Raw genomic sequence first — 24,275 nt, forward strand, 5'->3', positions numbered from 1 at the left:
CCCTACTCCAGCGATGCCGCTTGCGGCGCAGGGCGTGGCGCTGCGGCGTCTTGCTGCGCGAGCTCGGCAGGGTCTTGCACCACCGGCCCGGCATGCCGCCACAGCCAGCCGTACAACAGCGCAATCACCCCGCCCAGCGCCGCGCCGGCTGCGATATCGAGCGGGAAATGCACGCCGCAGTACACCCGGCCCCAGCTCACCGCCAGCGCCACGGCCAGTATGACCGCGCCACCCAGGCGCAACTGCCGCAGCCACAGCAGGCAAAAGCCCAGGGTAAAGAGTGAACTGGCATGCGCGCTGGGCAGTGAGCCCCGGGCGGCATGGTCAATATAGGCGGGGCTCAGCCCCATCACGAAGGGGCGGGGATGCCCCAGCCAGACGGCCAGCTGGTGCGCCAGCAACACGGCAGCGGCGCAGCACAGCATACTGCCCAGCAGGTACAGGCGGTCGGCCGGCCGCTTCCACCACAGCCACAGCAGCGCCGCCCCGGCCAGCGCAACGCCTTCCATGCCCATCCAGCGGGCCAGCTCCAACACCCAGGCCGTGGGTGCAAAGCCCCCGGCCATCCATGCAAACCATTGCAGATTCAATGCTTCCATCACAAGCCTCTCTGGCAGAAGGCCGCTCTGGATGGGTGTTCACCCGGCAACAGCGCACTCTGTAGGTTGGCACTGTGGCGGGCGGAGCTTACCGATGTCTTAATGCATGGAAAAAAGCGGTAGACACATAAGAGCCACTAAGACGACCCAGCAAACCGCAGGTTTGCGGTTGAGACTAGGCGTCCCCGACTAGGCGCCCTGCCGCAGGCAGTACAGGAGTACGACAAGGCAGGGCAACGACGTATCAAGGGTTGTATTAGTGGCTCTAAATGCGGCTGTCTTGGACGACGGCGCCGGCGGCGATAGTGATCACGCGCTGGCACTGAGCGGCAATGGCGCGGTCGTGCGTCACCATGATCAAGGTGGTGCCCGCTTCGCGGTTCAGGTCCATCACCAGCTGCATCACGGCTTCGCCGGTGGCAAAGTCCAGGCTGCCCGTGGGCTCGTCGGCCAGCAGCACGGCGGGCTGCACGACAAAGGCGCGGGCCAGTGCCACGCGCTGCTGCTCGCCACCCGACAGCAGCTTGGGGTAGTGCGACAGGCGCTGGCCCAGGCCCACGCGCTCGAGCATGGCAGTCGCCTGCTTGCGGGCATCGCGCTGGCCGGCCAACTCGAGGGGCAGCATCACGTTTTCCAGCGCCGTCAAATTGCCCATCAATTGAAAGTTCTGAAACACAAATCCCATCGTGCGCGCACGCAGCGCAGCCCGGTCATCCTCGCTCAGCGCAAACAGGTCCTGGCCTGCAATCCGCACCGTGCCCACGCTGGGCGTATCAAGGCCCGCCAGGATCGACAGCAAGGTGCTTTTGCCCGAGCCCGATGCACCGACAATCGCGACGGTTTCTCCCTGCGCGATGCTAAAGTCCACATCACGCAGAATGGTCAAACTGCCGGTCGAATCCGAGACCGATTTACCCAGGCCCTGGGCCACCAACACCGCCTCAGGCGCCTGCGATTGAGAAAGCACTGCATCTGTCATGACAACCAATCTTTCCTCCAATGATCGAACACCCGTCACGCGACGCCGGTGTCTTCGCAGCATCGTAGCGTTGTCAATGATGTCCTCCGCCGCTATAGGTTTTACAGCACAGGCGGCTGCACCACAGGCGCCCGCCACGATTTTGGTCGTGGGCGACTCGATCAGCGCCGAATACGGCATTGCTCGCGGCACCGGCTGGGTGGCGCTGCTGCAGGACAGGCTCGAACAAAGCAAAAACGCCAACGCCTACCAGGTGCACAACGCCAGCATCAGCGGTGACACCACCGCCGGCGGCCGGGCCCGCTTTGGCCAGCTGCTGACGCAGCACAAACCCGGCATCGTCGTGCTGGAGCTCGGTGCCAACGATGCGCTGCGCGGCCTGCCGCTGGCCAGCACCCAGGCCAACCTGGCGGCGATGGTGGACAGCGCCCAAAAGGCTGGCGCCCAGGTGCTGCTGCTGGGCATGCAGGTGCCGCCCAACTACGGCAGCAAATACACCACGGACTTTGCCCAGGTCTTTACCAGCCTGGCGCGCGAGAAGAAAACCGCCGTCGTGCCCTTTTTGCTGCATGGCGTGGCCGATGTGCCCAACGCGGAAAAGAACTTCCAGGCCGACCGCATCCACCCACTGGCCAGCGCCCACCCGCAGCTGCTGGCCAATGTCTGGCCCGAGCTGCAAAAGCTGATGAAATAAAAATGTCGCCAGCGCGGTGCTGGCGGCGTTTAAAGGTTGGGATCTAACCCTTAGCCAAAGGCTTTTTGCAGCGCTTGCGCCAGATCCTGTTGCAGGTCGTTTGCATCTTCGAGTCCGATCGAAAAGCGCACCACCGTGCCCGGCTGCAGCTGCGAGTCGCCCAGCGCGCGCATGCTGCCAATCTTGTAGGGCACCACCAGGCTGATCGGGCCGCCCCAGCTGTAGGCCAGTTTGAACAGGCGCAGACTCTCGCAGAACAGGTCAATCTGCTGCTGGCTGTAGCGCGGATCGATCACCACGCTGAAGAGCCCTGCGGCTGCGCCCTGCTTGCCCGCCACGCTGCCCGCGCCACAGAGCTGCTGCCAATGCGCATGGCCCGGCGAGCCAGCAAAGGCCGGGTGCAGCAGTTGCACCACGGCGGGCTGCTCGGCCATGAAGGCGGCCAGCTGCCGGGCTGCCGCATCTTGCGCGTGGTAGCGCAGTGCCAGGCTGGGCAGGCTGCGCAGCACGGTCTCGATATCGTTCACACCCACGCCCAGGCCCAGGTGCATATGCGTGGCCTGCACCTTGCGGTGCACGGCAGCATCCCGCGACACGATGGAGCCCATCAGCACATCACCGCCGCCGCTGGGGTACTTGGTGAGCGAATGCGCCGACACATCCACGCCCGTGCGGTAGCTGCCGTCGCCATCCAGGTCAAAGCAGTTGAAGGCCAGGCCCGCACCCCAGGTGTTGTCCAGCGCCGTGGCAATGCCTTTTTGCTGGCACAGGCGCACAAGGCCCACCAGATCAGGGAACTCCATGCTGACCGAGCCAGCGGCCTCCAGCCAGACCAGGCGGGTGTTGTCCTGGATCAGGCTGGCGCAATGGTCGACCCGCATCGGGTCGTAGTAGCCGATGCTGACGCCAAAGCGCTGCAGCTCGCTCTCGGCAAAGCCCTTGCTCGGGCCGTAGACGTTGTCGGGCAGCAGCACATGGTCACCGCTCTTGAGCAGCGCCAGGCCAATCACCGAGATCGATGCCAGGCCGCTGGGCACCAGCACGCAGTGGCTGCCGCCTTCCAGGGTGGCAATGCGCTCTTCCAGGATGTAGGTGGTGGGCGTGCCGTGCAGGCCATAGGTGAAGGCGCTCTTGTCCTTCCAGTCCCAACTGCGCATCGCCGCCACGTTGGGGAAGAACACGCTCGAAGCCTTGAACACGCCGGGCTGCGGCGCTGCAAAAGGCGCATCTGGCGCATAGGGATGGTGGATGATGCCGGTGATCGGTGCCTGGTATTTGGGGGTGGAGCTCATAGCAAAAAAAGTCGGTCAGAAAACGGAACAGCTGCGGGCTATTGTGCAGCAGATAGGCTCAGCGCCAAGCCGCTGCCACCAAGCCCAGCGCTGCGGGCTTGGCACCCGCCTCAAAGAAGCGGCTGGCCTGCAGCAGTGCCGCGCTGTTTTGCAGGGGTAGCCAGTCGCCGCCAGCGCAGCGCTGCCAAGCCAGCGGCCCGATGCCGCCTGCCGCCGTAGCGACAGCTGCCAACCAAGCCTCCAGTCCCTGCACAGGTGCTGGCCACCAGCGGGCTTGCTCGCCCAGGCTGACCAGCACAGGTAGCACTTGCGCGGATGCGCGCGGCATCACAACGGGCGCATCCAACGCCGCCAAGGCATCGCGTGCCCAGGCGCGCAGGCCTGCGCGGTAGCCCTTGTCAGGAAACTGCGCCGCCCACTGCTGGCGGTCCGCATCCAGGGCCGCACCCATGGCGCTGCTGCCCAGTGCGGCGGCGATATCCAGCGCCGGCTTGCGCGCCACCTGCTCCAGCCAGAGGCGGTAGCCGGCGCTCGGCGCTGCGGCGTTGGGCGGGTTGATCAGCCACAGCCCTTGCACCGGCTGGCCCAGCGCAGCCTGCTGCGCCACCAGGGCCTGGGCCAGGCGCGCGGCATCGCCATGGGCCACGACGACCAGCCCCCGTTCGCCATCCAGATGCAAATGCTGGATAAGGTCCTGCAGCATCGCCAGCTGCTGCGCATCGCCCAGGCGCTGGTCCTTTTTGGGTTTGTCGCTGCGCCCCAGGCCCAGCCAATCCGGGGCCAGCACGCGGTCCCCCCGCGCGGCCAGGCCGGCTGCCAGCTCGCGAAACAGCCCTTGCTGCGCCGGCAGGCCGGGCAGCAGCAGCCATTGCCGGGCAGCGGCCGATGGCGCGGGGTTCTGGCCCGCGCTGTCTTTGGCATGCAGGCGCAGTCCGTCCAAGGCCGGCCAATCGCTGTAAAAGCAGCTGGGGCAGGCGCAATCCAATGCGGGGGCAAACAGCGCATCGGGCGTACGCAGTGCGTCGTCGCGCAGCGGGTGGCTGGCCAGCGCCTGCTGTTTCTGCTGCACGCGGCGCTTGCCAAAAAATTCGGTGAGCAGGGCTGCAGCCTCGTCTGCCAGCACACCCATGGTCACGGCGGTGTGGTGGTTCAGTGCAGCCTGCGCAAACAGGTCCAGCACTGATCCGCCAGCGCCGGTGCGCGGCTCGGCAGCGCCCCAGACCACACGGTCCAGGCGCGCATGCAAGATGGCGCCAGCGCACATCGCGCAGGGCTCCAAGCTGACATACAAGGTACAGCCATCGAGCCGGTAATTGCCCAGGCGCTTGGCCGCATCGCGCAGCGCCTCGATCTCGGCATGGGCGCTGGGGTCGTGTGCGCCAATCGGGTGGTTAAAGCCCCGGCCGACGATCTGGCCATCACGCACCACCACGGCACCCACGGGCACTTCGCCAGCCTCGGCCGCAGCGCACGCCTGCTCCAGCGCAGCGCGCATCCAGTGCGCATCATCGGGCTGGGGGGGCAGCTGGCCGCCGGTGCTGGCGGGGACGAGGCTGTCGGCCATCACCGTCACTCTTCGGCTTGCTTCAGGCGCTGCGCATCCTGCTGCACCGCCTGGTTCAGCTGGTCCTGCACCTGCTGCTGGATCTGCCGGCTTTGTGCATTCACATCCTTGCTGGTGTCAATCTGCGGCACGGGCACGCCTTCCACGGCGGCGGGCGCGGGCGCCTTCGTCACGCCCATGTTCTGCTTCATCAGCAACGCCACAATCGCCATCACCACCAACAACCCTGCCAAACCCAATACAGCCCGCATAGCATCCTCCCTCCATTCCGTATGCGGGTCTGATTATCGCGCGGCGTCGTGGCAAGCGGCAGGCAAGCCCTGGTTGGCCTGCCACAGCTGCACAGCCAGCGCCCGGATCTCATCGGCCAGGTGCAGCCGCTGCAGCCAGTGTTGCGGTATGCCCTGCTCGCCCCAAAAGGCGCCCGCAATCTGGCCGGTGATGGCCGCCGTGGTGTCGGCGTCGTCGCCCAGATTCGCGGCCTCCAGCACCGCGTCCGCAAAGCAGTCATGCCGGGCAAAGCACCACAGCGCTGCTTCGAGGCTGCGCACCACATAACCCGAGCCCTGGATGTCGTCCCGGCTTTTGGCCTGGTACTGGCCTTGCGCAATCTGCTGCAGCAGGGGGCTGGCCAGCGGCAGATCGGACAGCGCCAGCACCTCATTTTTGGGCTGGCCCTGCAGCGCGCGGGCGATGGCGACCGCCAGCAGGCGGCAGGCATCCAGGCACTCCGCCGCGCCATGCGTGGTTTGCGAGCTGAGTGCTGCCTTGTCTTGCAGATGCTGCTCATCGCCGCAAAAGCGCAGCGCCACAGGTGCCAGCCGCATGATCGAGCCATTGCCCGCGCTGTGCGGGTCCGTGCTGCCAGCCAGCGGATTGCCGGTTAACAAGAACCTTTGCAAAGCTTCCCGCGTGGCCATGCCAATGTCAAAGCAATGGCCGGTAGCGCTCCAGTAACCCCACTGGTACCAGTTGGCATAGCGTGCCATCTGGTCGGCCGGGTCGCAATCGCCCTTGGAGACCAGGCTCTCGGCCAGGCACAGCGCCATTGAGGTGTCATCGGTCCACTGGCCCGCGCGCAGCGAGAACGGGCCCCCGCCCACCATGTCCGTCAGCGGCACAAAGCTGCCGCGCGGCTGGAACTCGACCGTGGTGCCCACCGCATCGCCGCAGGCCAGGCCCAGCAATGCGCCTTGAAAGCGATCCAAGGTAGGCGGCATCACTGGCCTCCGCTGCGCAGCTGCGCGCGCGCCACCATCAGCGCAAAGCCCAGCAGGTTGAGACCGCGCCAGTGCTCAGGCTGCTGGGCCAGCGCATCCTGCGCCGCCAGGCCAATGCCCCAGATGGCATCCACCGGGCTGGCCTCCACCAGCACGCGCTCCCCGGTCGTCAGCAGGTAGTCCTGCAAACCCGCGTTCTGGCCAAACTTGGCCGCATTGCCGCGCACGACGATGTCAAAGCAGGCCGCGTTCCAGCGCTCGCTGTCAAAACCCCGCACCGTGCGGCCCAGCGCCTTGGCCTGCGCCGGGCTGGCGCATTGCAAAATCTTGGCCCGCGCTTCGTCATCGCCAAACAGCCGCGCCTTCTCGGCCATCATGAAGTGCTCGGCGCTGCGGTAGTGCGCGCCGTCCACCGTGAACCCGGCCTCAAACCACTGGCTCAGGCAACCCTTGCCGACACGCCCATCGGCCTCGGGCTGGTGGCCCCAGAAAAACAGGTAGCGGGGCTGATGGCCTGCCCGGATCTGCGCGAGCAGTTCGGGGACGGAGCGGATGCTGTCGTTGGTATGCGTCATGTCCATTCTCTTATCTCAGTTCTCTTGTTTCTCAACCAGCCACCAGTGCGCAAACGCGGCCAGGCTGGCATGGGTGGAATGCAGTTGTTGCAGTGCCGGCCCGCAGTTGGGGCTGCCCTCGGGTTCGCGCAGCACCAAGGCGCCATGGATGCCTTCTGGCAGGCCCGCAAAGTTCGGTAAATAGTCATCCACAAAGGCCAGCGGCTGCAGCTGGGCCAGCGCTGTGGCCTTGGGGCTGCCGGCGCTGGCATCGTTGCCAGTAGCGATCACCCGCGCAATCGGAAAGCCATGGGCACGCAGGTTGGCCAGCCTTGCCTGGGCAAATTGGAGAGGCAGTGCGGTCAGGCATACCAACTCGAAGCCGGCGGCCACCAGTTGCTGGCAAGCCTCCAGCGCACCGGGTACAGCAGGCAGGGCGGACCAGAACTGCGCATCCAAGCCTGCGCGAAATTGGTGCAGCGCCTCGCCGTTCAGCCGCTCCACATCCCAGCGGTCTGCCGCCCAGTAGGCATGGGGGTTGCGCAAGGCAGGGTAGCGGCCAAAAGCACGCTGCCAGGCACCGGCATAGGCCAGGTTGTAGTCGAGCAGCACGCCATCGGCATCCAGCGCCAATACGCGATGGCCGCTCATGCGTCCAGCCTCTGCAGGTAAGCCACGGGCACGGCGTCGGTCAACCAGACGCCATTGTCCGAGCAATAGAACACATGGCCATTGGCGACCATGCGCGCCGCATCCACCCGCAGCAAGGCCAGCTTGCCGTGGCGCCGCCCTACCGCGCCAGCCGTCTCGATGCTGGCCGACAGGTGCACATGGTGGCGCTTTTGGCGTTGCAAGCCTTGCGCCAGGATCGCCTCAAGAAAGCGGGTCGCCGTACCGTGGTAGAGCGCATCGGGTGGGGTGCTGGGGGCCAGTTGCAGCTCGACGGTGACCGAATGCCCCTGGTTGGCCCGGATGCGCTTGCCGTCCTCGCTGAACGCAAAGCGCTGCTTGGCGCAGTTCGCCACCACCGCCTGCAATTGCGCCAGGCTCATGGCTTTGCCACTGCGGGCCAGGCAGGCAAGCAGTTCGCCCGTGTGCGCCCAGCCTGCGGCATCGAGCTGAAGGCCAATGGCCTGAGGGCTGTGCCGCAGCACCAGGCTGAGCAGCTTGCTGCGGCGGGTCATGGTGGCGGACTGCTCGCCGACCTGGGTGTCTTTGGTTGGTTGGTTAAAAGTCATCATCTGTCTTTCTTGTTGTTATGTATCGGTGAGAGCGCTGGCCTCCTGTCTGCACCACTCTCTCATGCTGTAAGTTGTACTGAACAACTTACATGAGTTGTACAATACAACTAGCTTTTCCATCCGTCAAGGTTTTTTATGGCTTCCACCGCTGCCAGCTACCAACCCGTTGATTTTGTACGACCCTACACCACCGTGGATGTGGTGATTTTCAGCGTGCTGGACGGGGCCTTGAAGGTCTTGCTGGTGCAGCGGCCGGTATCGGGCTCCGAGCCCTTCCCCGGGCGGTGGGCGCTGCCCGGGGGCTTTGTCGATGTGGCGCAGGACAGCGATCTGCAGGCCTGCGCCAACCGCAAGCTGCGCGAGAAGACCAATGTCGCCAGCCCCTACCTGGAGCAGCTGGGCAGCTGGGGCGGGCGCAGCCGGGATCCGCGTGGCTGGTCGGCCACCCATGTCTACTTTGCGTTGATCGCTGCGCAGCCCTTGACCTTGGCCAAGGGCGCCAATGCGGCCGATGTGGCCTGGTTCGAGGTCGATGCCATCTGCGATGGCCCCCCTCTCGCCTTTGACCACAGCGAGATCCTGCGCGCTGCGGTCGATCGGCTGCGCGGCAAGGTCGAGTACACCTCGCTGCCTGCGTTTTTGCTGCCCGAGCCCTTTACCCTGCCCCAGCTCCAGCAGGTATACGAGACAGTGCTGGGACGGCCGGTAGACAAGAGCGGCTTTCGCACCCGCATGCTGGCGGCGCAGTTTCTGCATGAGACCGGGCATGTCGAGGGGCCCTCCAACCGCCCGGCCATGGGCTACCGCCTGGCCGACCGCAGCGCGCCGGTGGTATTTCCGCGCACCTTCAGCCCGCGCGGCTGAACCGGGCTGGACCAGGGGATAAACCGGGTCGGTATGGTGCTTGGGCTGGCACTGCAGTCAGCTTATCTCCGAGCGCAGCGGCCCTCCTGCAGCGACCTGAGATAATCCTGGCCCTATGTCCCTCCTGCCCCACCAGCTCGAACTGCTCTCCCCGGCCCGCGATGCCGATATCGGGATTGAAGCGATCAACCATGGCGCCGATGCCGTCTATATCGGAGGGCCGGCCTTTGGCGCGCGCGCGACGGCGGGCAATGACATCCGGGACCTGGAGCGCCTGATCAAACACGCGCACCGCTTTGGCAGCCGCATCTTCATCACGCTCAACACCATCTTGCGCGACGATGAGTTGGAAGGCGCGCGCCAGATGGCCTGGCAGGTCTACGAAGCCGGGGCTGACGCGCTGATCATCCAGGACATGGGCCTGCTGGAGCTGGACCTGCCGCCGATCCAGTTGCATGCCTCGACCCAAAGCGATATCCGCACGCCTGAGAAAGCCCGCTTTCTGCAGGATGCCGGCCTGTCGCAGATCGTGGTGGCACGCGAGCTGGATCTGAAACAGATTGCCGCCGTGCGTGCCGCGACCGACCCGGCCCGCACGACGATTGAGTTCTTTGTGCATGGCGCCCTGTGCGTGGCCTATTCGGGCCAGTGTTACATCACCCACGCCCACACCGGCCGCAGCGCCAACCGGGGCGATTGCAACCAGGCCTGCCGCCTGCCCTACGAGGTGCTGGACGCCCAGGGCCGCATCATTGCGCATGAAAAGCATGTGCTCTCGATGAAGGACAACAACCAGAGCGACAACCTGCGCGCGCTGATCGATGCAGGGGTGCGCAGCTTCAAGATCGAGGGGCGCTACAAGGACATGGGCTATGTGAAGAACATCACGGCCCACTACCGCAAGCTGCTCGACGAGATCATCGAAGAGCGCGAGTTCTCCGAGGCGCCGCTGGCGCGCTCGTCTTCTGGCCGCACCAGCTTCAGCTTCATGCCCGATCCGGACCAGAACTTCAACCGCGAGTTCACCGATTACTTTGTCAATGGACGCAAGGACGATATCGGCGCCTTCGACACCCCCAAGACCCCGGGCCGCGCGATCGGCTGGGTCACCAAGGTGGGCGAGAACTTTGTCGAGCTCGAGGCCTCCAGCCGCGACACCGTGCTGCACAACGGCGATGGCCTGTGCTACTACGATCTGCAAAAAGAGCTGGTCGGCATGCAGATCAACCGCGCCGAATCGGTGGATGCGAAGAAATCGCTGTGGCGCGTGTTCCCCAAGGACCCGATCGCCGGCTTCAAGGACCTGCGCAAGGGCCTGGAAGTGAACCGCAACCGTGACATGGCCTGGGTGCGCACCCTGGATAAAAAGTCCAGCGAGCGCCGCATTGGCCTCTGGGCCCAGCTCGGCCAGACCCCGGATGGCTTTGCGCTGACCCTGACCGATGATGACGGCTTTGTCGGCAGCGCCAGCCTGGTGCAGCCGCACCAAGCCGCCACCGACAGCGAGCGGGCCGAAGCGAGCCTGCGCGACCAGCTGGGCCGCTTTGGCACCACGATTTTCTCGGTGCATGACATCAGCCTGCAGCTGGACCAGCCCTGGTTCATCCCCGCCTCTGCACTGAACCAACTGCGCCGCGACGCTGTGGCTGCGCTCGAAGCCGCCCGCGAGGCCGGCTTTGTGCGCCTGCCGCGCGCGCTGCCAGTGGAGCCGCCTGCGCCCTTCCCGGAAGACACGCTGACTTACCTGTCCAATGTGTTCAACCAGAAAGCGCATGACTTCTATGTGAAGCATGGCGTCAAGGTGATCGACGCGGCCTACGAGAGCAAGGAAGAGGAAGGCGAAGTCTCGCTGATGATCACCAAGCACTGCGTGCGCTTCTCGATGAGCCTGTGCCCCAAGCAGGCCAAGGGCGTCATCGGCGTCAAGGGCACCATCAAGGCCGAGCCGCTGCAGCTGATCAATGGCAAGGAAAAGCTGACCCTGCGCTTTGACTGCAAGCCCTGCGAGATGCATGTGGTCGGCAAGATGAAGCGCTCGGTCATCAACCAGCATGCCAAGGAGATGCAGGAGTTCCCGATGCAGTTCTACCGCACCCGGCCTGCGGTGGTGCGTACTTGAGCGGGCGATCCGCCCGCACCAAGAAAAAAGCTGCAGAAGCCAAGCTCTGCAGCTTTTTTTTCACCAAGGCCCAGGAGCTCAGGTCAATCCTTCGTCCCGGCTGTCCGCAATGGACAGTCCCTTGATAAAACCGGTCAGGTGCTGGCCTCGGCGCTTTCGCGCGACTCCAGTGCACGGTTGATGCCCAGGGCCGCCAAGGTACAGACGGCACCCGACAGCAGATAGAGGCAGACAGCGATCAGGCCGAACTTGGCCGACAAGCCCAGTGCCACCAGCGGTGCAAAGGCCGCGCCCACCAGCCAGGCCATGTCGGTGGACAGCGCAGCACCGGTGTAGCGGAAGCGCGGCGAGAAGTTGGCGGTGACCGTGCCGGACGACTGGCCGTAGGACAGGCCCAGCAGCACAAAGCCGACGATGATGAAGATGTTGTTACCGGTCACGCCGCTGGACAGCAGCTTGGGCGTGGCCAGGCTGAACAGTGCAATCAGCACCGCCATCGCGCCCAGGGTGTTACGCCGGCCAAAACTGTCTGCCAGCTTGCCCGAGGCCACAATCGCCAGCGCCGCGCAGAAGGCCCCCAGAATCTGCACCCCCAGCACATGGGTGATGGGCTGGTCCGAATAGAGCGAAATCCAGGACAGCGGAAACACGGTGACCAGGTGGAACAGCGCAAAGCTGGCCAGCGCGGCAAAGGCGCCGATCGCCACATGGCTGCCCTCCTCGTCGATCAGGCGGGTGACGCTGACGGGTTCGAGCTCGCGCTCCTGCATCGCCTGGGTGTAGGTCTGGCCCAGCACCAACTGCAGCCGGGCAAACAGGGCCACCACGTTCACCGCAAAGGCGACATAGAACGGGTAGCGCCAGCCAAAGCTGAGGAACTCGGCCTTGGACAGCGCGCTGTACAGGTAGGCGAACAGGCCGGCGGCCAGCACAAAGCCCAGTGGCGCACCCAGCTGGCCGATCATCGCGTACCAGCCTCGGCGGTTGCTCGGCGCGTTCATCGCCAGCAGTGACGGCAGGCCATCCCAGGAGCCGCCCAGTGCCAGGCCCTGGGCAAAGCGGAACAGCGCCAGAAGCCAGATGGCGGTGCGGCCGAGAATCTCATACCCGGGTAAAAAGGCGATACCGACCGTGGAGACACCCAGCAAAAACAGGGCCACTGTCATTTTGGCGGCACGTCCCCAGCGGCGCTGGATGGCCATCGAGATGGCGGTGCCGACCGGTCTGGCGACAAAAGCGATGGAGAAGACCGCAAATGACAGCAACGTGCCATTGAGCTGCGAAAAGTTGGGAAAAAAGACGCTTGGAAAGACCAAGACCGCCGCTATGCCAAATACGAAAAAATCAAAATACTCTGACGAACGGCCGATAATCACCCCGACCGCGATCTCGCCAGGTGTTACATCTTCTTCAGAATGGGCACGGGAATGGGGATCAGCACCGGGGGTGCCGCCGACAGGAGATGCTGTGTAACCGAGACTACTCATACAAAAGCTCCTTCCTCAAGCTGTTACCGGCCTGCTGAGACCGTACCTTTACCAGGAGCCTAGCTGGGTACTTTCTGAGAGGGCGTAGGACAAAATGTCCAATCGACAGGCCTGCCTCTAGCATTTACATTTGGGGGGATTTTGCAATCCATGTTTATACCTAAGCGCGCTTGCCGTGCCCTTTCGCATGCCTGATCTGAAAAAACTTCACGGGCCCTCACGGCTCGTTGCGGCGTTACTGGTTGCCGCCAGCCTTGCAGGCTGTAACACCGTCGTTCTCAACCCTGCGGGTGACGTGGCGGCGCAGTCCGGCAATTTGGTGATCATCGCCACGTTGCTGATGCTGATCATCATCGTTCCGGTGATCGTGCTGATCCTCTTGTTCGCGTTCAAGTACCGCGAAAGCAATGAGCCCGCCGACTACGATCCAGAATGGCACCACTCCACGGTGCTGGAGCTGGTGATCTGGTCCGTTCCGCTGCTGATCATCATCGCGCTGGGCGCGCTGACCTGGATCTACACCCACAAACTTGACCCCTACCGTCCTCTGGACCGCATTGACGCCAACCGCCCTCTGGCTGCGGACGTCAAGCCGCTGGAAGTCGAAGTGGTGGCCATGGACTGGAAGTGGCTGTTCATCTACCCCGAGCAAGGCATTGCCACCATCAACGAGCTGGCCGCGCCCGTGGACCGTCCGATCCGCTTCAAGCTGACCTCGACCACGACGATGAACGCCTTCTACGTGCCTGACCTGGCCGGCATGATCTATGCCATGCCATCGATGCAGACACAGTTGAACGCCGTGATCAACAAGCCTGGCGTGTACAAGGGCATGAGCTCGCACTACAGCGGCTCGGGCTTTGCCGGCATGACCTTCAAGTTCCACGGCCTGAGCAATGGCGACTTCGACGCCTGGGTGCAAAAGGCCAAGACCGAAGGCGCGACCCTGGACCGTGCGGAATACGTGAAGCTGGAAAAGCCCAGCGAGCGCGATCCTGTGCGCCTGTTCAGCACCGTTGACAGCACCCTGTACCACGCCGTGCTCAACCGCTGCGTTGAAGCGGGCAAGATGTGCATGGACGAAATCATGGCCAAGGATGCGATGGCCAACATGAAGGCCCGTGCAGCTGCAGGCAAGAGTGTTTCGCTGATCCCTGAGGACGACGTGTGCACGGTGGCCAACGCCCCTGCCGTGGTCGCCTCCCTGGGCGAGCCAGCGCCTGGCACCCCCGTGGCGCAGTAACCCCATCGAGAATTTTCAAAGAGACTCAATATGTCCGTAGCTACAAACGTAAGCCATGACCCGCTCCTCGGGCGGCTGACATGGAATGACATACCGATGGTGCATGAGCCCATCGTGTTGTGGACCTTCATCGCCGTGGTCCTGGGCGGCCTCGTGGTCGTCGCCGGTATCACCAAGTTCAAGCTTTGGGGTCCGCTGTGGAAGAACTGGATCTGCTCCATCGACCACAAGAACATCGGGATCATGTACATGATCCTGGGCCTGGTCATGTTCCTGCGCGGCTTTGCCGACGCGATCATGATGCGTGGCCAGCAGGCGCTGGCCGCCGGTGAATCGATGGGCTACCTGCCCCCGCACCACTACGACCAGATCTTCACCGCCCACGGCGTGATCATGATCTTCTTCGTGGCCATGCCTTTTGTGACCGGCCTGATGAACTATCTGGTGCCGCTGCAAATCGGTGCGCGTGACGTGGCCTTCCCGTTCCTGAACAACTTCAGCTTCTGGATGACCACCTCCGGCGCCGTGCTGGTGATGGCCTCGCTGTTCGTCGGTGAGTTCTCCACCCTGGGCTGGCTGGCACTGTCGGGTCTGGGCGAGTACCACCCGGGCGTGGGTCTGGATTACTACATCTGGGCGCTGCAGATTGCCGGGGTCGGGACGACCTTGTCCGGTATCAACCTGATCGTGACCATCATCAAGATGCGCGCGCCTGGCATGAACCTGATGAAGATGCCTATCTTCACCTGGACCTCGCTGTGCACCAACGCGCTGATCGTGGCCTCCTTCCCGATCCTGACCGCTGTGCTGGTGCTGATGACCCTGGACCGCTACGTCGGCACCAACTTCTTCACCAACGAGCTGGGCGGCAACCCCATGCTGTACGTGAACCTGATCTGGATCTGGGGCCACCCAGAGGTCTACATCCTGATCCTGCCTGCGTTCGGCGTGTTCTCTGAAATCGTTGCGACCTTCTCGCGCAAGCGCCTGTTCGGCTACACCTCGATGGTGTATGCGACCGTGTGTATCACCATCCTGTCCTGGCTGGTGTGGCTGCACCACTTCTTCACCATGGGCTCGGGCGCCAGCGTGAACTCGTTCTTCGGCATCACGACGATGATCATCTCGATCCCGACCGGCGCCAAGATCTTCAACTGGCTGTTCACGATGTACCGTGGCCGCATCAAGTTCACCGTGCCTATGCTGTGGACCGTGGGCTTCATGCTGACCTTCACCATCGGTGGTATGACCGGTGTGCTGCTGGCCGTGCCGCCTGCTGACTTCGTGCTGCACAACTCGCTGTTCCTGATCGCCCACTTCCACAACGTGATTATTGGTGGTGTCGTGTTTGCCGTGTTCGCCGGTATCAACTACTGGTACCCCAAGGCCTTCGGCTACCGCCTCGATGAGTTCTGGGGCAAGGCATCGTTCTGGTTCTGGTTCTTCGGCTTCTGGGTTGCGTTCACGCCGCTGTACGTGCTGGGCCTGATGGGTGTGACCCGCCGCGTCAACCACTACGAAGACACCTCGCTGCAGATCTATTTCATCATCGCTGCCTTCGGCGCTGTGCTGATCGCGCTGGGTATCGCCTGCTTCTTCATCCAACTGTTCGTCAGCTACCTCAAGCGCGACCAACTGCGTGATGTGACCGGTGACTGCTGGAACGGCCGTACGCTGGAATGGGCTACCTCGTCGCCTCCACCCCAGTACAACTTCGCCTTCACGCCAGCCGTGCATGACAGCGATGCCTGGTGGGACATGAAGAAGCACAGCTACAAGCGCAAGCTCGACGGTTTCGTGGAAATCCACATGCCCAAGAACACTGGCGCCGGCTTCGTGATCTCGATGATCGCCCTGGTCTTTGGTTTTGCGATGATCTGGCACATGTGGTGGATCGCTGGCATCAGCTTTGCCGGCATCGTGTTGGTCTCGATCATCCACACCTTCAACTACAAGCGTGACTACTACATCCCCGCAAGCGAAGTAGCAGCCACCGAAGAAGAACGTACCCAACTGTTGGCCCGCCATGTCTAATCACAACACCCTCGCCGGCGCGACCGGTACCCGTGACTACTTCCTCAAGGAAGAACCGCACGTTGAAAATGGCACCGCTCTGGGCTTCTGGCTCTACCTGATGAGCGACTGCCTGATCTTTGCTGCCCTCTTCGCCACCTATGGCGCGCTGGGCCGCAACTATGCAGGCGGCGCAGGTGGCGCCGAGCTGTTCGACCTGAGCCTGGTGGCCATCAACACCGCCTTGCTGCTGCTGTCGTCCATCACCTTCGGCTTTGCCATGCTGGCCAAGCAAAAGGGCTCGGTCAAGGGCACCGTCGTCTGGCTGATCATCACCATGCTGTTTGGCGCCGGTTTCCTGGGCGTGGAACTCTATGAGTTCCACCACCTGATCCATGTGGGCGCCGGCCCGCAGAGCAGCGCTGCGATGTCGGCCTTCTTTGCACTGGTGGGCACCCACGGTCTGCACGTGACCTTTGGTCTGGTGTGGCTGGTGGTGCTGCTGCTGCAAATCGGCAAGCACGGCCTGACCCGCGAGAACAACCGCCGCCTGATGTGCCTGTCGATGTTCTGGCACTTCTTGGACGTGGTCTGGATCGGCGTCTTCTCCTTCGTATATTTGATGGGAGTGCTGTAAATGAGCGCACAACATAACCACGCAGCACACGGCCACGATGACCACGGTCATGACGATGGCCCACACAGCACCTTCTCGGGCTACATGATCGGCTTTTTCCTGTCGATCATCCTGACGGCCATCCCCTTCGCTGTGGTGATGGGTGATGTGTTCGAGAACCGCACCACCACCGTGGTCGTGATCGCCTTCTTCGCGGTCGTGCAGATCATCGTGCACATGGTCTACTTCCTGCACATGAACGGCAAGATCGAAGGCGGCTGGACCCTGATGTCCACCATCTTCACCATCGTGTTCGTGGCCGTGACCCTGGCCGGTACCTTGTGGGTCATGTACCACATGAACACCAACATGATGCCTGGCCACAACCACAACCCGGCCGCCGTGACCCAGCAGCAACCTGCTGCCAGCGAAGGCCACACCAACCACTAAGCTGTTTTGACCAACGAAACGCAACGGAATGCGCAGGGCCAGCCCCGGCATTCCGCACTTTTTCAGGCGATGCTCGCAACCGTGGGCATCGCCTTGTTCTTGGGCTTTTGCGCCTTGGGCACCTGGCAGGTCTACCGCCTGCAGTGGAAGCTCGACCTCATCGAGCGGGTCGAGCGCCGGGTGCACAGCGCGCCCCAGCCCGTACCTGCAATAACCAGCTGGCCCCAGCTCGATGCCAAGGCCATGGAGTACCAGCCCAGCCAGCTGCAAGGCCAGTGGCTGACGGACAAGACCGTGCTGACCCAGGCCACCACGGCGCTGGGTTCGGGATTTTGGGTGCTCACGCCGCTGCAGCGTGCCGATGGCAGCCAGGTGCTGGTCAACCGCGGCTTTGTGCCCGACGCCTTGCGCCGCGACTGGGCAGGCGGCCCGCAGCTGACAGCCGCGACGCCCACGGGCGAGGTCAGCGTGACCGGCCTGCTGCGCGCTACCGAGCCCAAGGGCGGCTTTCTGCGCGACAACGACCCACAGGCCCAGCGCTGGTTCTCGCGCGATGTGCAGGCCATTGCACAGGCCCAGGGCCTGACTCAGGTGGCGCCATTCTTCATCGACGAAGGCCTGCCCGATGGCAGTGCCGAGCTGGTGGGCGAGCAAAAGCGCAGCAGCGCCAGCGACCTGCAAGGCCAGCAGTGGCCACGCGCAGGGCTCACGCAGGTTCGCTTTGTCAACAACCACCTGGTCTATGCGCTGACCTGGTATGGGCTGGCCCTGATGGTGGTAGGCGCCACCTGGCTGGTGCTGCGCAAACGCAAGGGCGCGCGTTAGCCACGGTGCAGTTACCGGCGCTTAGCGGCGCCGGTAACACTGGCAGGCGCAAGGCCTGCCGCCTGCGGCGCATTCCTGCGGCACAGTCCTGCGGCACAATTGCACGGTGCCACTGTCCATCCCCTCCCCTTTTCAGGTCACCCACACCACCGACCGCCAGAACATGCAGCTGCTCATCCAGCTGCGCTGGCTGGCGGTGGTGGGCCAGGTGGTCACCATCTCGCTGGTCCGCTGGGGCTTTGACATCTACCTGCCGCTGTACGAGATGTTTGCCGTGCTGGCCGGCCTGGTCATCACCAACCTGATCTGCGTCTGGTGGCTGCGCTGGCGCCAGCACGATATCTCGTCCAGCGACCTGTTTGTGGCGCTGTTGGCCGATGTGGGGGCGCTCAGCCTGCAGCTCTACCTGAGCGGCGGCGCCAACAACCCCTTCATCACCTTGTTCCTGCTCCAGGTCACCCTGGGGGCGGTGCTGCTCAAGCCCTTCTACGCCTGGGGCATCGTGGTGGTCACCGGCTGCTGCGCGGTGGCGCTGGCCTTTTTCTACCAGCCGCTGCAGATCATGAGCCACCGCAGTGGCGCCATGCATGCGCTCTACCTGCTGGGGCTGCTGATCAGCTTCGGGCTCAATGCGATCTTGCTGGTCTCCTTCATCAACCGCATCATGTCCAACCTGCAGCTGCGCGATGCGCGCCTGGCCGACCTGCGCCAGCGCGCGGCCGAGGAGGAGCACATCGTGCGCATGGGCCTGCTGGCCAGCGGCGCCGCCCATGAGCTGGGCACGCCGCTGTCAACGCTGGCAGTGATTCTGGGTGACTGGCAGCGCATGCCCTCGATCGCACAAGACAGCGAGCTGATGGAGGACCTGCACGAGATGGAGCACCAGGTGCAGCGCTGCAAATCCATCGTCACCGGCGTGCTGCTGTCGGCCGGCGAGACGCGCGGCGACGCGCCCCAGAGCACCACCTTGGTCACCTTCATGGACCGGGTCGCCGCACAGTGGCAAAGCCACCGCCAGCCCGGCAACTTCGTCTACCGCAAGCAGGTCGCGCGCGATATTCCGATCATCTCGGATACCTCGTTGCAACAGATGATTTTCAATGTGCTGGACAATGCGCTGGAGGCCTCGCCGGGTTTTGTCCAGCTGGTGGTGGAATGCCCCGCGCAGGACGATGCCCAGCTGGTGTTGCAGGTGACCGACAGCGGCCCGGGTTTCAAGAGCGAGATCCTGGCCCATCTGGGCAAGCCCTACCAGTCCACCAAACAGCGCCCTGGCGGTGGCCTGGGCCTGTTTCTGGTGATGAATGTGGCCCGCTCGCTGGGCGGCCATGTCGAGGCCCGCAACCGCGAGCAGCACCTGGGCGGCGGTGCAGCTGTACGCATCAGCCTGCCGCTGGCCTCCATTGCCCTGGATGACGAACCACACCATGACGCCAACCCAAGAACGCCTCTTACTCCTGGTTGAAGACGATGCCGCCTTTGCCCGCACGCTGCGCCGCTCCTTCGAGCGCCGTGGCTACCGCGTGCTGCATGCCAGCAGCGCCGACGAAGTGGCGCAACTGCTGCAGACCGAGCGCCCGCAGTATGCAGTGATGGACTTGAAGCTCGCCGGCCACGCCTCGGGCCTGTCCTGCGTGCAGTTGCTGCATGCGCAAAACCCCGAGGCGCTGATTGTGGTGCTGACCGGCTACGCGAGCATCGCCACCGCGGTCGAAGCCATCAAGCTGGGCGCCTGCCACTACCTGGCCAAGCCGTCCAACACCGACGACATCGAGGCGGCCTTCAGCCGGGTCGAGGGCAGCACCGAGGTGGACCTGACTGCCGCCACCACCTCGATCAAGACGCTGGAGTGGGAAAAGATCCACGAAACGCTGGCCGAGACCGGCTTCAACATCTCCGAGACCGCGCGCCGCCTGGGCATGCACCGCCGTACCCTGGCGCGCAAGCTCGACAAGCAGCACGTTCGCTAGGGGCCTGTTCACAGAGGCTCAGGCAGCATCCATACAGGCCTGCACCAAGGCCTGCAGCACCGGTGACCGCTGCTTGCCCTGGCGCTGCAGCAGCGAAAACTGGCGCCGCATCGGCGGCAACAGGCTGTGCAGCACCGCCAGCTCGCCCCGCTCGATCCAGGGCTGGGCAATGACGCGCGACAGGCAGCTGATACCCGCCCCGCGCGCCACGGCCGTGCAAATGGCCTCGGAGCTGCCCAGCACCGCTGCAATCGGCCATTCCCGCAACTGGGACAGCACGGTGAATTCCACCGCCTCGCGCGTACCCGATCCCTCTTCACGCAGCAGCCAGCGGCAAGCGCCCAGCTGCTGGGCGCTGACAGGGCTGTGGCCGGCAGCAGCCACCAACGCATGGCCAGGCGCGGCAATCAGCACCAGCTCATCCTCGCGCCAGGGCTGCACCTCCAGCGCCGGCCAGTGGCTCACCCCTTCGATAAAACCCAGGTCCACACTGGCCTGGCCCACCGCTTCGGCCACTTCGCGCGTATTGCCGATCACCACCTCAAACTGCACCAGCGCATAGCGCTGCATAAAGTCCGCCAGGATGGCCGGCAGCACATGGTTGGCAATCGTGGTGCTGGCCGCCAGCCGCAGCACCACGGGCGCCATCGGCTCGGTCTGCTGCGTGGCCTGCTCCAGCTGCAAGGCCAGCTCCAGCAAGCCCTGCGCTTGCGGCCAGAGGCTGCGCCCCAGGTCATTGAGCACCAGGCGCTTGCCGCTGCGCGCAAACAGCTGCGCGCCCAGGCCCGCCTCCAGCTGCTGCAAGGCGGCGCTCACGGCTGATTGCGACAGGCCGATGGCCTGCGCTGCAGCGACGGTGCTGCCGCTGTGGGCGATGGCGCAGAAAACCTCCCACTGGCGCAGGCTGAGATGGAGCATGGAGATGGCGCCCAAGGCGCTTGGGTTGATGAAAAAATATCTACCTATTTTATCGATAGATATTAACCAAACAATTAGTTATACAGATATAAGAATAATTTCTATAGTGACTCCATATCGCCCGGCAGGCCACCGCTTTTGACCCTGCCAGGGCCACTGGAACCGCCATGTCACTCGCCCCCCTCTCCCTCCCCCAACTGCGCAACAGCCACTGGCTCGACAGCGCCAAACGCCTGCTACCAGGCTTGCTGCTGTGTGCGGCCATTGCCTGGTTGGCCAGCACGCTCGCGGCCCTGCCCTGGTTTGGCAACCATGGGCTGAGCGCGCTCACGCTGGCCATCGTCATCGGCATGCTGGTGGGCAATACCGTCTATGGCTGGGTGCAGGCGCCGGCCGCTGCGGGGGTGGGCCTGTCCAAGCAGCAATTGCTGCGCCTGGGCATCATCCTCTATGGCCTGCGCCTGACCTTCCAGGACATCGCCGCCGTCGGCGCCAGCGGCGTGCTGATCGATGCGCTGATGCTCGGCAGCACCTTTGTGCTGGCGCAATGGCTTGGCCAGCGCTGGCTGGGTCTGGATGCCCGCACCAGCATGCTGGTGGGCGCCGGCAGCGCCATCTGCGGCGCAGCGGCCGTGCTGGCCACCGCCCCGGTGGCCAAGGCACGTGCCGATGATGTGGCAGTCGCCATCGCCACCGTGGTGGTCTTTGGCACCGTGGGCACCTTTTTGTACCCTGTGCTCTACCAGTGGCTCGCGCCCAGCCTGCAGATGAGCGAGGCCGGCTATGGCCTCTGGGTGGGCTCGACCGTGCATGAGGTGGCGCAGGTCGTCGCTGCGGGCGGCGCCATCAGCAGCAGCGCGGCCGATACCGCCGTGGTCGCCAAGATGGTGCGGGTGATGATGCTGGCCCCGTTTCTGATTGCGCTGTCGCTGTGGCTGGCCAAGCGGCCTGGCAATGATGCACCGGCCCCGCAGCCCGCCACCAACGGCGCCGTGCAGGCCCGCCAGATCACCATTCCCTGGTTTGCCTTGGGCTTTGTCGCGGTCGCGGGCATCCATTCGCTGGGTGTCATCCCGGCGCAGGCGCTGGCCATCGGCGTGCAGGGGGACAACGCGCTGCTGACGATGGCAATGGCGGGCCTGGGCCTCACTTCCCATGTGCGCTCGGTGAGGGCTGCGGGCATCAAGCCCTTGCTGCTGGCCCTGGTGCTGTTTGTCTGGCTGGTGCTGGGCGGGCTGGCGGTCAATACCTGGATTTGAGGGCGCTACGAGGCCTCTGCGGCCTCATAAGCTCATACCCAAAAAATCGTTGGCCCGGCGCGCAAAACTGCTACAACGGGCAGGCATCTTTCCGCCAACAACAAGGATTCCAACACCATGCGCATCGAGACATTGGCCGTTCACGCAGGCTATTCGCCCGACCCCACTACCAAGGCTGCGGCCGTGCCCATCTACCAAACGGTGGCCTACGCCTTTGACAGCGCGCAGCATGGCGCCGACCTGTTTGACCTGAAGGTGCCGGGCAATATCTACACCCGCATCATGAACCCGACCACCGATGTGCTGGAAAAGCGCGTGGCCGCGCTCGAAGGCGGCATTGCCGCGCTGGCGCTGGCCTCGGGCATGGCAGCGATCACCGCAGCCATCCAGACCCTGGCCGAAGCGGGCGACAACATCGTCTCGGCCAGCACCTTGTATGGCGGCACCTACAACCTGTTTGCGCATACCTTTCCGCAGCAAGGCATCGAGGTGCGCTTTGCCGATCCGCGCGACCCGGCCAGCTTTGGCGCCTTGATCGACGACAAGACCAAGGCCGTGTTCATCGAGTCCATCGGCAACCCGCTGGGCAACGTGACCGACATCCGGGCGCTCGCCGATGTGGCCCACCGCCATGGCGTGCCGCTGATTGTGGACAACACCGTGCCCTCGCCCTATCTGCTGCGCCCCATCGAGCATGGCGCCGACATTGTCGTGCATTCGCTCACCAAGTACCTGGGCGGCCATGGTACCAGCGTGGGCGGCGCCATCGTCGATAGCGGCACGTTCCCCTGGGCCGAGCACAAGGCGCGCTTCAAGCGCTTGAACGAGCCCGATGTGAGCTACCACGGCGTGGTCTACACCGAAGCGCTGGGCCCAGCAGCCTATATCGGCCGCGCGCGCGTCGTGCCCCTGCGCAATATGGGCGCGGCCATTTCGCCGCAGAACGCCTTCCAGATCCTGCAAGGCATCGAGACCCTGGCGCTGCGCATGGACCGCATCTGCGAGAACACGCAAAAGATTGCCGAGACGCTGCAAAAGCACCCCAAGGTGGCCTGGGTGCGCTATGCCGGCCTGCCCGACCACCCGGACCATGCCACCGTGCAAAAGCAGTCGGGCGGCCGCGCCTCGGGCATTCTGTCCTTCAGCCTCAACGCCGCCGATGGCGAAGGGCGCGCTGCCGGTGCCCGCTTTCTGGATGCGCTGCAGCTGTTCACCCGCCTGGTCAATATTGGCGATGCCAAATCGCTGGCCACGCACCCGGCTTCGACCACGCACCGCCAATTGGACAGCGCAGAGCTGGAGAAAGCCGGCGTGAGCGAAGGCATGGTGCGCCTGTCCGTTGGCATCGAGCATGTCGATGACCTGCTGGCCGATCTGGAGCAGGCGCTGTCCCAGGTCTGAGGGGCCGTCGCGCATAAAAAAAGAGCCGCTTTCAGTAAGCGGCTCAATCACAGTGCTCATTGGCTCCTGAACCACCAGGAGCGGGTTGTAGACCCCTTTTAGAAACGGTAGCCCACACCGACACCCAGCAACCAAGGATCCACCTTGAAGGTGCCCACCTTGGTGCCGGCCGAGCGCACGTCGGTCTTGATGTAGACCTTCTTCACGTCCACGTTGATCGACCAGTGCTTGTCGAGCATGTAGTCAAAGCCGATCTGCAGCGCCGGGCCAAAGCTGTTCTTCTTGATCGATGGATCGAGCGCGGCCTCGACGGCGGGCGCAAAGTTCACGTTCGAGAAGCGCGTGTAGTTCACACCAGCGCCCAGGTAGGGCTTGAAGGCGCCCATATTGGTGAAGTGGTACTGCGCGAGCAGGCTGGGCGGCAGGTGCTTGAGCGTGCCGATCTTGGCGCCGTCCGAGCGCAGATCGTGCTTTTGCGGATAGGTCAGCACCAGCTCGGCCGCGATATTGGGCGTGAAGAAGTAGGTCACATCCACTTCGGGAATCGTCTTGTCATTGATCGACAGACCCAGGCCGGTGGAGTCCTTGTTGGCGCTGTCCAGATGCACGGCGCGCACACGCACCTGCCAGGGGCTTTGCGCCTCTTGTGCCATCGCCGCGCCCGACGCCATTGCACATACAGCTGCCGCTGCCAACATCATTTTTTTCATCGTCATTGCCCTCGCTGCGAGCTTGCTCGCATGGATTGAAAAGTAGCTGAACCCAGGCCGCATCTGCATGCCCCCACCCGCGCCAAGCGCCGTATCTGAAGGCGGCAGAGCAGTTTCTGCTGTCCATGCCTGCATCTTCTGCTTTAGCGGGCTGTACGGCCCTGACCCAGATCAACGAGACAAAACAAGCGATCAAAAACGGCGGCCCGCTGTTGCGATGCCGCCTTCTGCTTCTTGCTGGCCGCGCCCGAGGGGCG

24 protein-coding genes are annotated in these 24,275 nt (G+C 64.0%); 12 read left to right on the plus strand and 12 right to left on the minus strand.

Annotation, left to right across the window (positions count from 1 at the left end):
• Window positions 1-2: 2 nt before the first annotated feature.
• Window positions 3-599 carry a phosphatase PAP2 family protein gene (locus WH265_RS23280; RefSeq protein WP_339559811.1) on the minus strand — a complete coding sequence of 199 codons (597 nt, stop codon included), beginning with the start codon at window positions 597-599 and terminating at the stop codon, window positions 3-5.
• Window positions 600-864: 265 nt separating this feature from the next.
• On the minus strand, window positions 865-1,578 hold the full coding sequence (locus WH265_RS23285; protein WP_052329949.1) for an ABC transporter ATP-binding protein: 714 nt from the start codon (window positions 1,576-1,578) through the stop codon (window positions 865-867).
• A gap of 79 nt (window positions 1,579-1,657) precedes the next feature.
• Here WH265_RS23285 and WH265_RS23290 point away from each other — a divergent pair, with 79 nt between their 5' ends.
• Window positions 1,658-2,272 carry an arylesterase gene (locus WH265_RS23290; RefSeq protein WP_339559812.1) on the plus strand — a complete coding sequence of 205 codons (615 nt, stop codon included), beginning with the start codon at window positions 1,658-1,660 and terminating at the stop codon, window positions 2,270-2,272.
• 50 nt (window positions 2,273-2,322) lie between these two features.
• Here the strand turns inward: WH265_RS23290 and WH265_RS23295 are convergent, their stop codons facing one another.
• From WH265_RS23295 to WH265_RS23325, 7 genes are read right to left on the minus strand one after another with little or no spacing between them, the layout of a single operon-like run.
• Window positions 2,323-3,564 carry a PLP-dependent transferase gene (locus WH265_RS23295; protein WP_339559813.1) on the minus strand — a complete coding sequence of 414 codons (1,242 nt, stop codon included), beginning with the start codon at window positions 3,562-3,564 and terminating at the stop codon, window positions 2,323-2,325.
• Between the two features lie 58 nt (window positions 3,565-3,622).
• Entirely contained in the window at window positions 3,623-5,128 is a 1,506-nt protein-coding gene (tadA, locus tag WH265_RS23300) for a tRNA adenosine(34) deaminase TadA (RefSeq protein WP_339559814.1), read from the minus strand.
• A 5-nt stretch (window positions 5,129-5,133) separates the two neighbouring features.
• Window positions 5,134-5,379, minus strand: a complete 246-nt coding sequence (locus tag WH265_RS23305) for a hypothetical protein (protein WP_133859063.1) — start codon at window positions 5,377-5,379, stop codon at window positions 5,134-5,136.
• Between the two features lie 33 nt (window positions 5,380-5,412).
• Window positions 5,413-6,348: an ADP-ribosylglycohydrolase family protein gene (locus WH265_RS23310; RefSeq protein ID WP_339559815.1), complete on the minus strand. Its 936-nt coding sequence runs from the start codon at window positions 6,346-6,348 to the stop codon at window positions 5,413-5,415.
• Window positions 6,348-6,923 carry an NADAR family protein gene (locus WH265_RS23315; protein WP_339559816.1) on the minus strand — a complete coding sequence of 192 codons (576 nt, stop codon included), beginning with the start codon at window positions 6,921-6,923 and terminating at the stop codon, window positions 6,348-6,350. Before WH265_RS23315 ends, WH265_RS23310 begins: the two co-directional genes overlap by 1 nt.
• A 15-nt stretch (window positions 6,924-6,938) precedes the next feature.
• On the minus strand, window positions 6,939-7,553 hold the full coding sequence (locus WH265_RS23320) for an HAD family hydrolase (RefSeq protein WP_339559817.1): 615 nt from the start codon (window positions 7,551-7,553) through the stop codon (window positions 6,939-6,941).
• Window positions 7,550-8,140 carry an RNA 2'-phosphotransferase gene (locus WH265_RS23325; RefSeq protein ID WP_339559818.1) on the minus strand — a complete coding sequence of 197 codons (591 nt, stop codon included), beginning with the start codon at window positions 8,138-8,140 and terminating at the stop codon, window positions 7,550-7,552. Before WH265_RS23325 ends, WH265_RS23320 begins: the two co-directional genes overlap by 4 nt.
• Before the next feature lie 138 nt (window positions 8,141-8,278).
• Between WH265_RS23325 and WH265_RS23330 the strand changes: the two genes are divergently transcribed.
• Both WH265_RS23330 and WH265_RS23335 read left to right on the plus strand, forming a co-directional pair.
• Window positions 8,279-9,007 (plus strand): NUDIX hydrolase, encoded by a 729-nt coding sequence (locus WH265_RS23330; RefSeq protein WP_339559819.1) that lies wholly within the window; start codon window positions 8,279-8,281, stop codon window positions 9,005-9,007.
• A 115-nt stretch (window positions 9,008-9,122) separates the two neighbouring features.
• A complete protein-coding gene (locus WH265_RS23335; protein ID WP_339559820.1) occupies window positions 9,123-11,126 on the plus strand; it encodes a peptidase U32 family protein in 2,004 nt (667 codons plus the stop codon).
• Between the two features lie 134 nt (window positions 11,127-11,260).
• On the opposite strand, the gene WH265_RS23340 is transcribed toward WH265_RS23335, so the two are convergent.
• The gene (locus WH265_RS23340) at window positions 11,261-12,613 is read right to left on the minus strand and encodes an MFS transporter (protein WP_339559821.1); all 1,353 of its coding nucleotides are present in this window, start codon (window positions 12,611-12,613) and stop codon (window positions 11,261-11,263) included.
• Between the two features lie 187 nt (window positions 12,614-12,800).
• Here WH265_RS23340 and cyoA point away from each other — a divergent pair, with 187 nt between their 5' ends.
• The 7 genes from cyoA (at window position 12,801) to WH265_RS23375 (ending at window position 19,730) form a co-directional block, all read left to right on the plus strand.
• Window positions 12,801-13,856 carry a ubiquinol oxidase subunit II gene (cyoA, locus tag WH265_RS23345; RefSeq protein WP_021026724.1) on the plus strand — a complete coding sequence of 352 codons (1,056 nt, stop codon included), beginning with the start codon at window positions 12,801-12,803 and terminating at the stop codon, window positions 13,854-13,856.
• A 30-nt stretch (window positions 13,857-13,886) separates the two neighbouring features.
• Window positions 13,887-15,890, plus strand: a complete 2,004-nt coding sequence (gene cyoB, locus WH265_RS23350; RefSeq protein ID WP_027010869.1) for a cytochrome o ubiquinol oxidase subunit I — start codon at window positions 13,887-13,889, stop codon at window positions 15,888-15,890.
• The gene (cyoC, locus tag WH265_RS23355) at window positions 15,883-16,506 is read left to right on the plus strand and encodes a cytochrome o ubiquinol oxidase subunit III (RefSeq protein ID WP_021026722.1); all 624 of its coding nucleotides are present in this window, start codon (window positions 15,883-15,885) and stop codon (window positions 16,504-16,506) included. The genes cyoB and cyoC overlap by 8 nt, the downstream gene beginning before the upstream one ends.
• Window positions 16,507-16,935 (plus strand): cytochrome o ubiquinol oxidase subunit IV, encoded by a 429-nt coding sequence (gene cyoD, locus WH265_RS23360; RefSeq protein ID WP_116925060.1) that lies wholly within the window; start codon window positions 16,507-16,509, stop codon window positions 16,933-16,935.
• Between the two features lie 69 nt (window positions 16,936-17,004).
• A complete protein-coding gene (locus WH265_RS23365) occupies window positions 17,005-17,760 on the plus strand; it encodes an SURF1 family protein (protein ID WP_339559827.1) in 756 nt (251 codons plus the stop codon).
• Window positions 17,761-17,923: 163 nt separating this feature from the next.
• Entirely contained in the window at window positions 17,924-19,225 is a 1,302-nt protein-coding gene (locus WH265_RS23370) for an ATP-binding protein (protein WP_445228134.1), read from the plus strand.
• Complete coding sequence (locus WH265_RS23375) at window positions 19,188-19,730, plus strand: response regulator transcription factor (RefSeq protein ID WP_021026719.1); 543 nt, start codon at window positions 19,188-19,190, stop codon at window positions 19,728-19,730. The genes WH265_RS23370 and WH265_RS23375 overlap by 38 nt, the downstream gene beginning before the upstream one ends.
• A gap of 18 nt (window positions 19,731-19,748) precedes the next feature.
• On the opposite strand, the gene WH265_RS23380 is transcribed toward WH265_RS23375, so the two are convergent.
• A complete protein-coding gene (locus WH265_RS23380) occupies window positions 19,749-20,648 on the minus strand; it encodes a LysR substrate-binding domain-containing protein (RefSeq protein ID WP_339559822.1) in 900 nt (299 codons plus the stop codon).
• 167 nt (window positions 20,649-20,815) lie between these two features.
• Here WH265_RS23380 and WH265_RS23385 point away from each other — a divergent pair, with 167 nt between their 5' ends.
• Window positions 20,816-21,907, plus strand: coding sequence for a YeiH family protein (locus tag WH265_RS23385; protein ID WP_339559823.1), 1,092 nt, complete (start codon window positions 20,816-20,818; stop codon window positions 21,905-21,907).
• A 117-nt stretch (window positions 21,908-22,024) separates the two neighbouring features.
• Window positions 22,025-23,308 (plus strand): O-acetylhomoserine aminocarboxypropyltransferase/cysteine synthase family protein, encoded by a 1,284-nt coding sequence (locus WH265_RS23390; RefSeq protein ID WP_339559824.1) that lies wholly within the window; start codon window positions 22,025-22,027, stop codon window positions 23,306-23,308.
• A gap of 98 nt (window positions 23,309-23,406) precedes the next feature.
• Here the strand turns inward: WH265_RS23390 and WH265_RS23395 are convergent, their stop codons facing one another.
• Window positions 23,407-24,018, minus strand: coding sequence for an OmpW/AlkL family protein (locus WH265_RS23395; RefSeq protein ID WP_027010866.1), 612 nt, complete (start codon window positions 24,016-24,018; stop codon window positions 23,407-23,409).
• Window positions 24,019-24,275: the final 257 nt, after the last annotated feature.

Origin of the sequence: Comamonas sp. MYb396, assembly GCF_037479555.1 — a bacterium.
Classification (GTDB): domain Bacteria; phylum Pseudomonadota; class Gammaproteobacteria; order Burkholderiales; family Burkholderiaceae_C; genus Comamonas.

What these genes read in the sequence shown, in the direction of transcription:
- WH265_RS23280 (WP_339559811.1), bottom strand. Translation starts at nt 599, where the DNA reads ATGGAAGCATTGAATCTGCAATGGTTTGCATGGATGGCCGGGGGCTTT.
- WH265_RS23285 (WP_052329949.1), bottom strand. Translation starts at nt 1,578, where the DNA reads ATGACAGATGCAGTGCTTTCTCAATCGCAGGCGCCTGAGGCGGTGTTG.
- WH265_RS23290 (WP_339559812.1), top strand. Translation starts at nt 1,658, where the DNA reads ATGTCCTCCGCCGCTATAGGTTTTACAGCACAGGCGGCTGCACCACAG.
- WH265_RS23295 (WP_339559813.1), bottom strand. Translation starts at nt 3,564, where the DNA reads ATGAGCTCCACCCCCAAATACCAGGCACCGATCACCGGCATCATCCAC.
- tadA (WP_339559814.1), bottom strand. Translation starts at nt 5,128, where the DNA reads ATGGCCGACAGCCTCGTCCCCGCCAGCACCGGCGGCCAGCTGCCCCCC.
- WH265_RS23305 (WP_133859063.1), bottom strand. Translation starts at nt 5,379, where the DNA reads ATGCGGGCTGTATTGGGTTTGGCAGGGTTGTTGGTGGTGATGGCGATT.
- WH265_RS23310 (WP_339559815.1), bottom strand. Translation starts at nt 6,348, where the DNA reads ATGCCGCCTACCTTGGATCGCTTTCAAGGCGCATTGCTGGGCCTGGCC.
- WH265_RS23315 (WP_339559816.1), bottom strand. Translation starts at nt 6,923, where the DNA reads ATGACGCATACCAACGACAGCATCCGCTCCGTCCCCGAACTGCTCGCG.
- WH265_RS23320 (WP_339559817.1), bottom strand. Translation starts at nt 7,553, where the DNA reads ATGAGCGGCCATCGCGTATTGGCGCTGGATGCCGATGGCGTGCTGCTC.
- WH265_RS23325 (WP_339559818.1), bottom strand. Translation starts at nt 8,140, where the DNA reads ATGACTTTTAACCAACCAACCAAAGACACCCAGGTCGGCGAGCAGTCC.
- WH265_RS23330 (WP_339559819.1), top strand. Translation starts at nt 8,279, where the DNA reads ATGGCTTCCACCGCTGCCAGCTACCAACCCGTTGATTTTGTACGACCC.
- WH265_RS23335 (WP_339559820.1), top strand. Translation starts at nt 9,123, where the DNA reads ATGTCCCTCCTGCCCCACCAGCTCGAACTGCTCTCCCCGGCCCGCGAT.
- WH265_RS23340 (WP_339559821.1), bottom strand. Translation starts at nt 12,613, where the DNA reads ATGAGTAGTCTCGGTTACACAGCATCTCCTGTCGGCGGCACCCCCGGT.
- cyoA (WP_021026724.1), top strand. Translation starts at nt 12,801, where the DNA reads ATGCCTGATCTGAAAAAACTTCACGGGCCCTCACGGCTCGTTGCGGCG.
- cyoB (WP_027010869.1), top strand. Translation starts at nt 13,887, where the DNA reads ATGTCCGTAGCTACAAACGTAAGCCATGACCCGCTCCTCGGGCGGCTG.
- cyoC (WP_021026722.1), top strand. Translation starts at nt 15,883, where the DNA reads ATGTCTAATCACAACACCCTCGCCGGCGCGACCGGTACCCGTGACTAC.
- cyoD (WP_116925060.1), top strand. Translation starts at nt 16,507, where the DNA reads ATGAGCGCACAACATAACCACGCAGCACACGGCCACGATGACCACGGT.
- WH265_RS23365 (WP_339559827.1), top strand. Translation starts at nt 17,005, where the DNA reads ATGCTCGCAACCGTGGGCATCGCCTTGTTCTTGGGCTTTTGCGCCTTG.
- WH265_RS23370 (WP_445228134.1), top strand. Translation starts at nt 17,924, where the DNA reads ATGCAGCTGCTCATCCAGCTGCGCTGGCTGGCGGTGGTGGGCCAGGTG.
- WH265_RS23375 (WP_021026719.1), top strand. Translation starts at nt 19,188, where the DNA reads ATGACGCCAACCCAAGAACGCCTCTTACTCCTGGTTGAAGACGATGCC.
- WH265_RS23380 (WP_339559822.1), bottom strand. Translation starts at nt 20,648, where the DNA reads ATGCTCCATCTCAGCCTGCGCCAGTGGGAGGTTTTCTGCGCCATCGCC.
- WH265_RS23385 (WP_339559823.1), top strand. Translation starts at nt 20,816, where the DNA reads ATGTCACTCGCCCCCCTCTCCCTCCCCCAACTGCGCAACAGCCACTGG.
- WH265_RS23390 (WP_339559824.1), top strand. Translation starts at nt 22,025, where the DNA reads ATGCGCATCGAGACATTGGCCGTTCACGCAGGCTATTCGCCCGACCCC.
- WH265_RS23395 (WP_027010866.1), bottom strand. Translation starts at nt 24,018, where the DNA reads ATGAAAAAAATGATGTTGGCAGCGGCAGCTGTATGTGCAATGGCGTCG.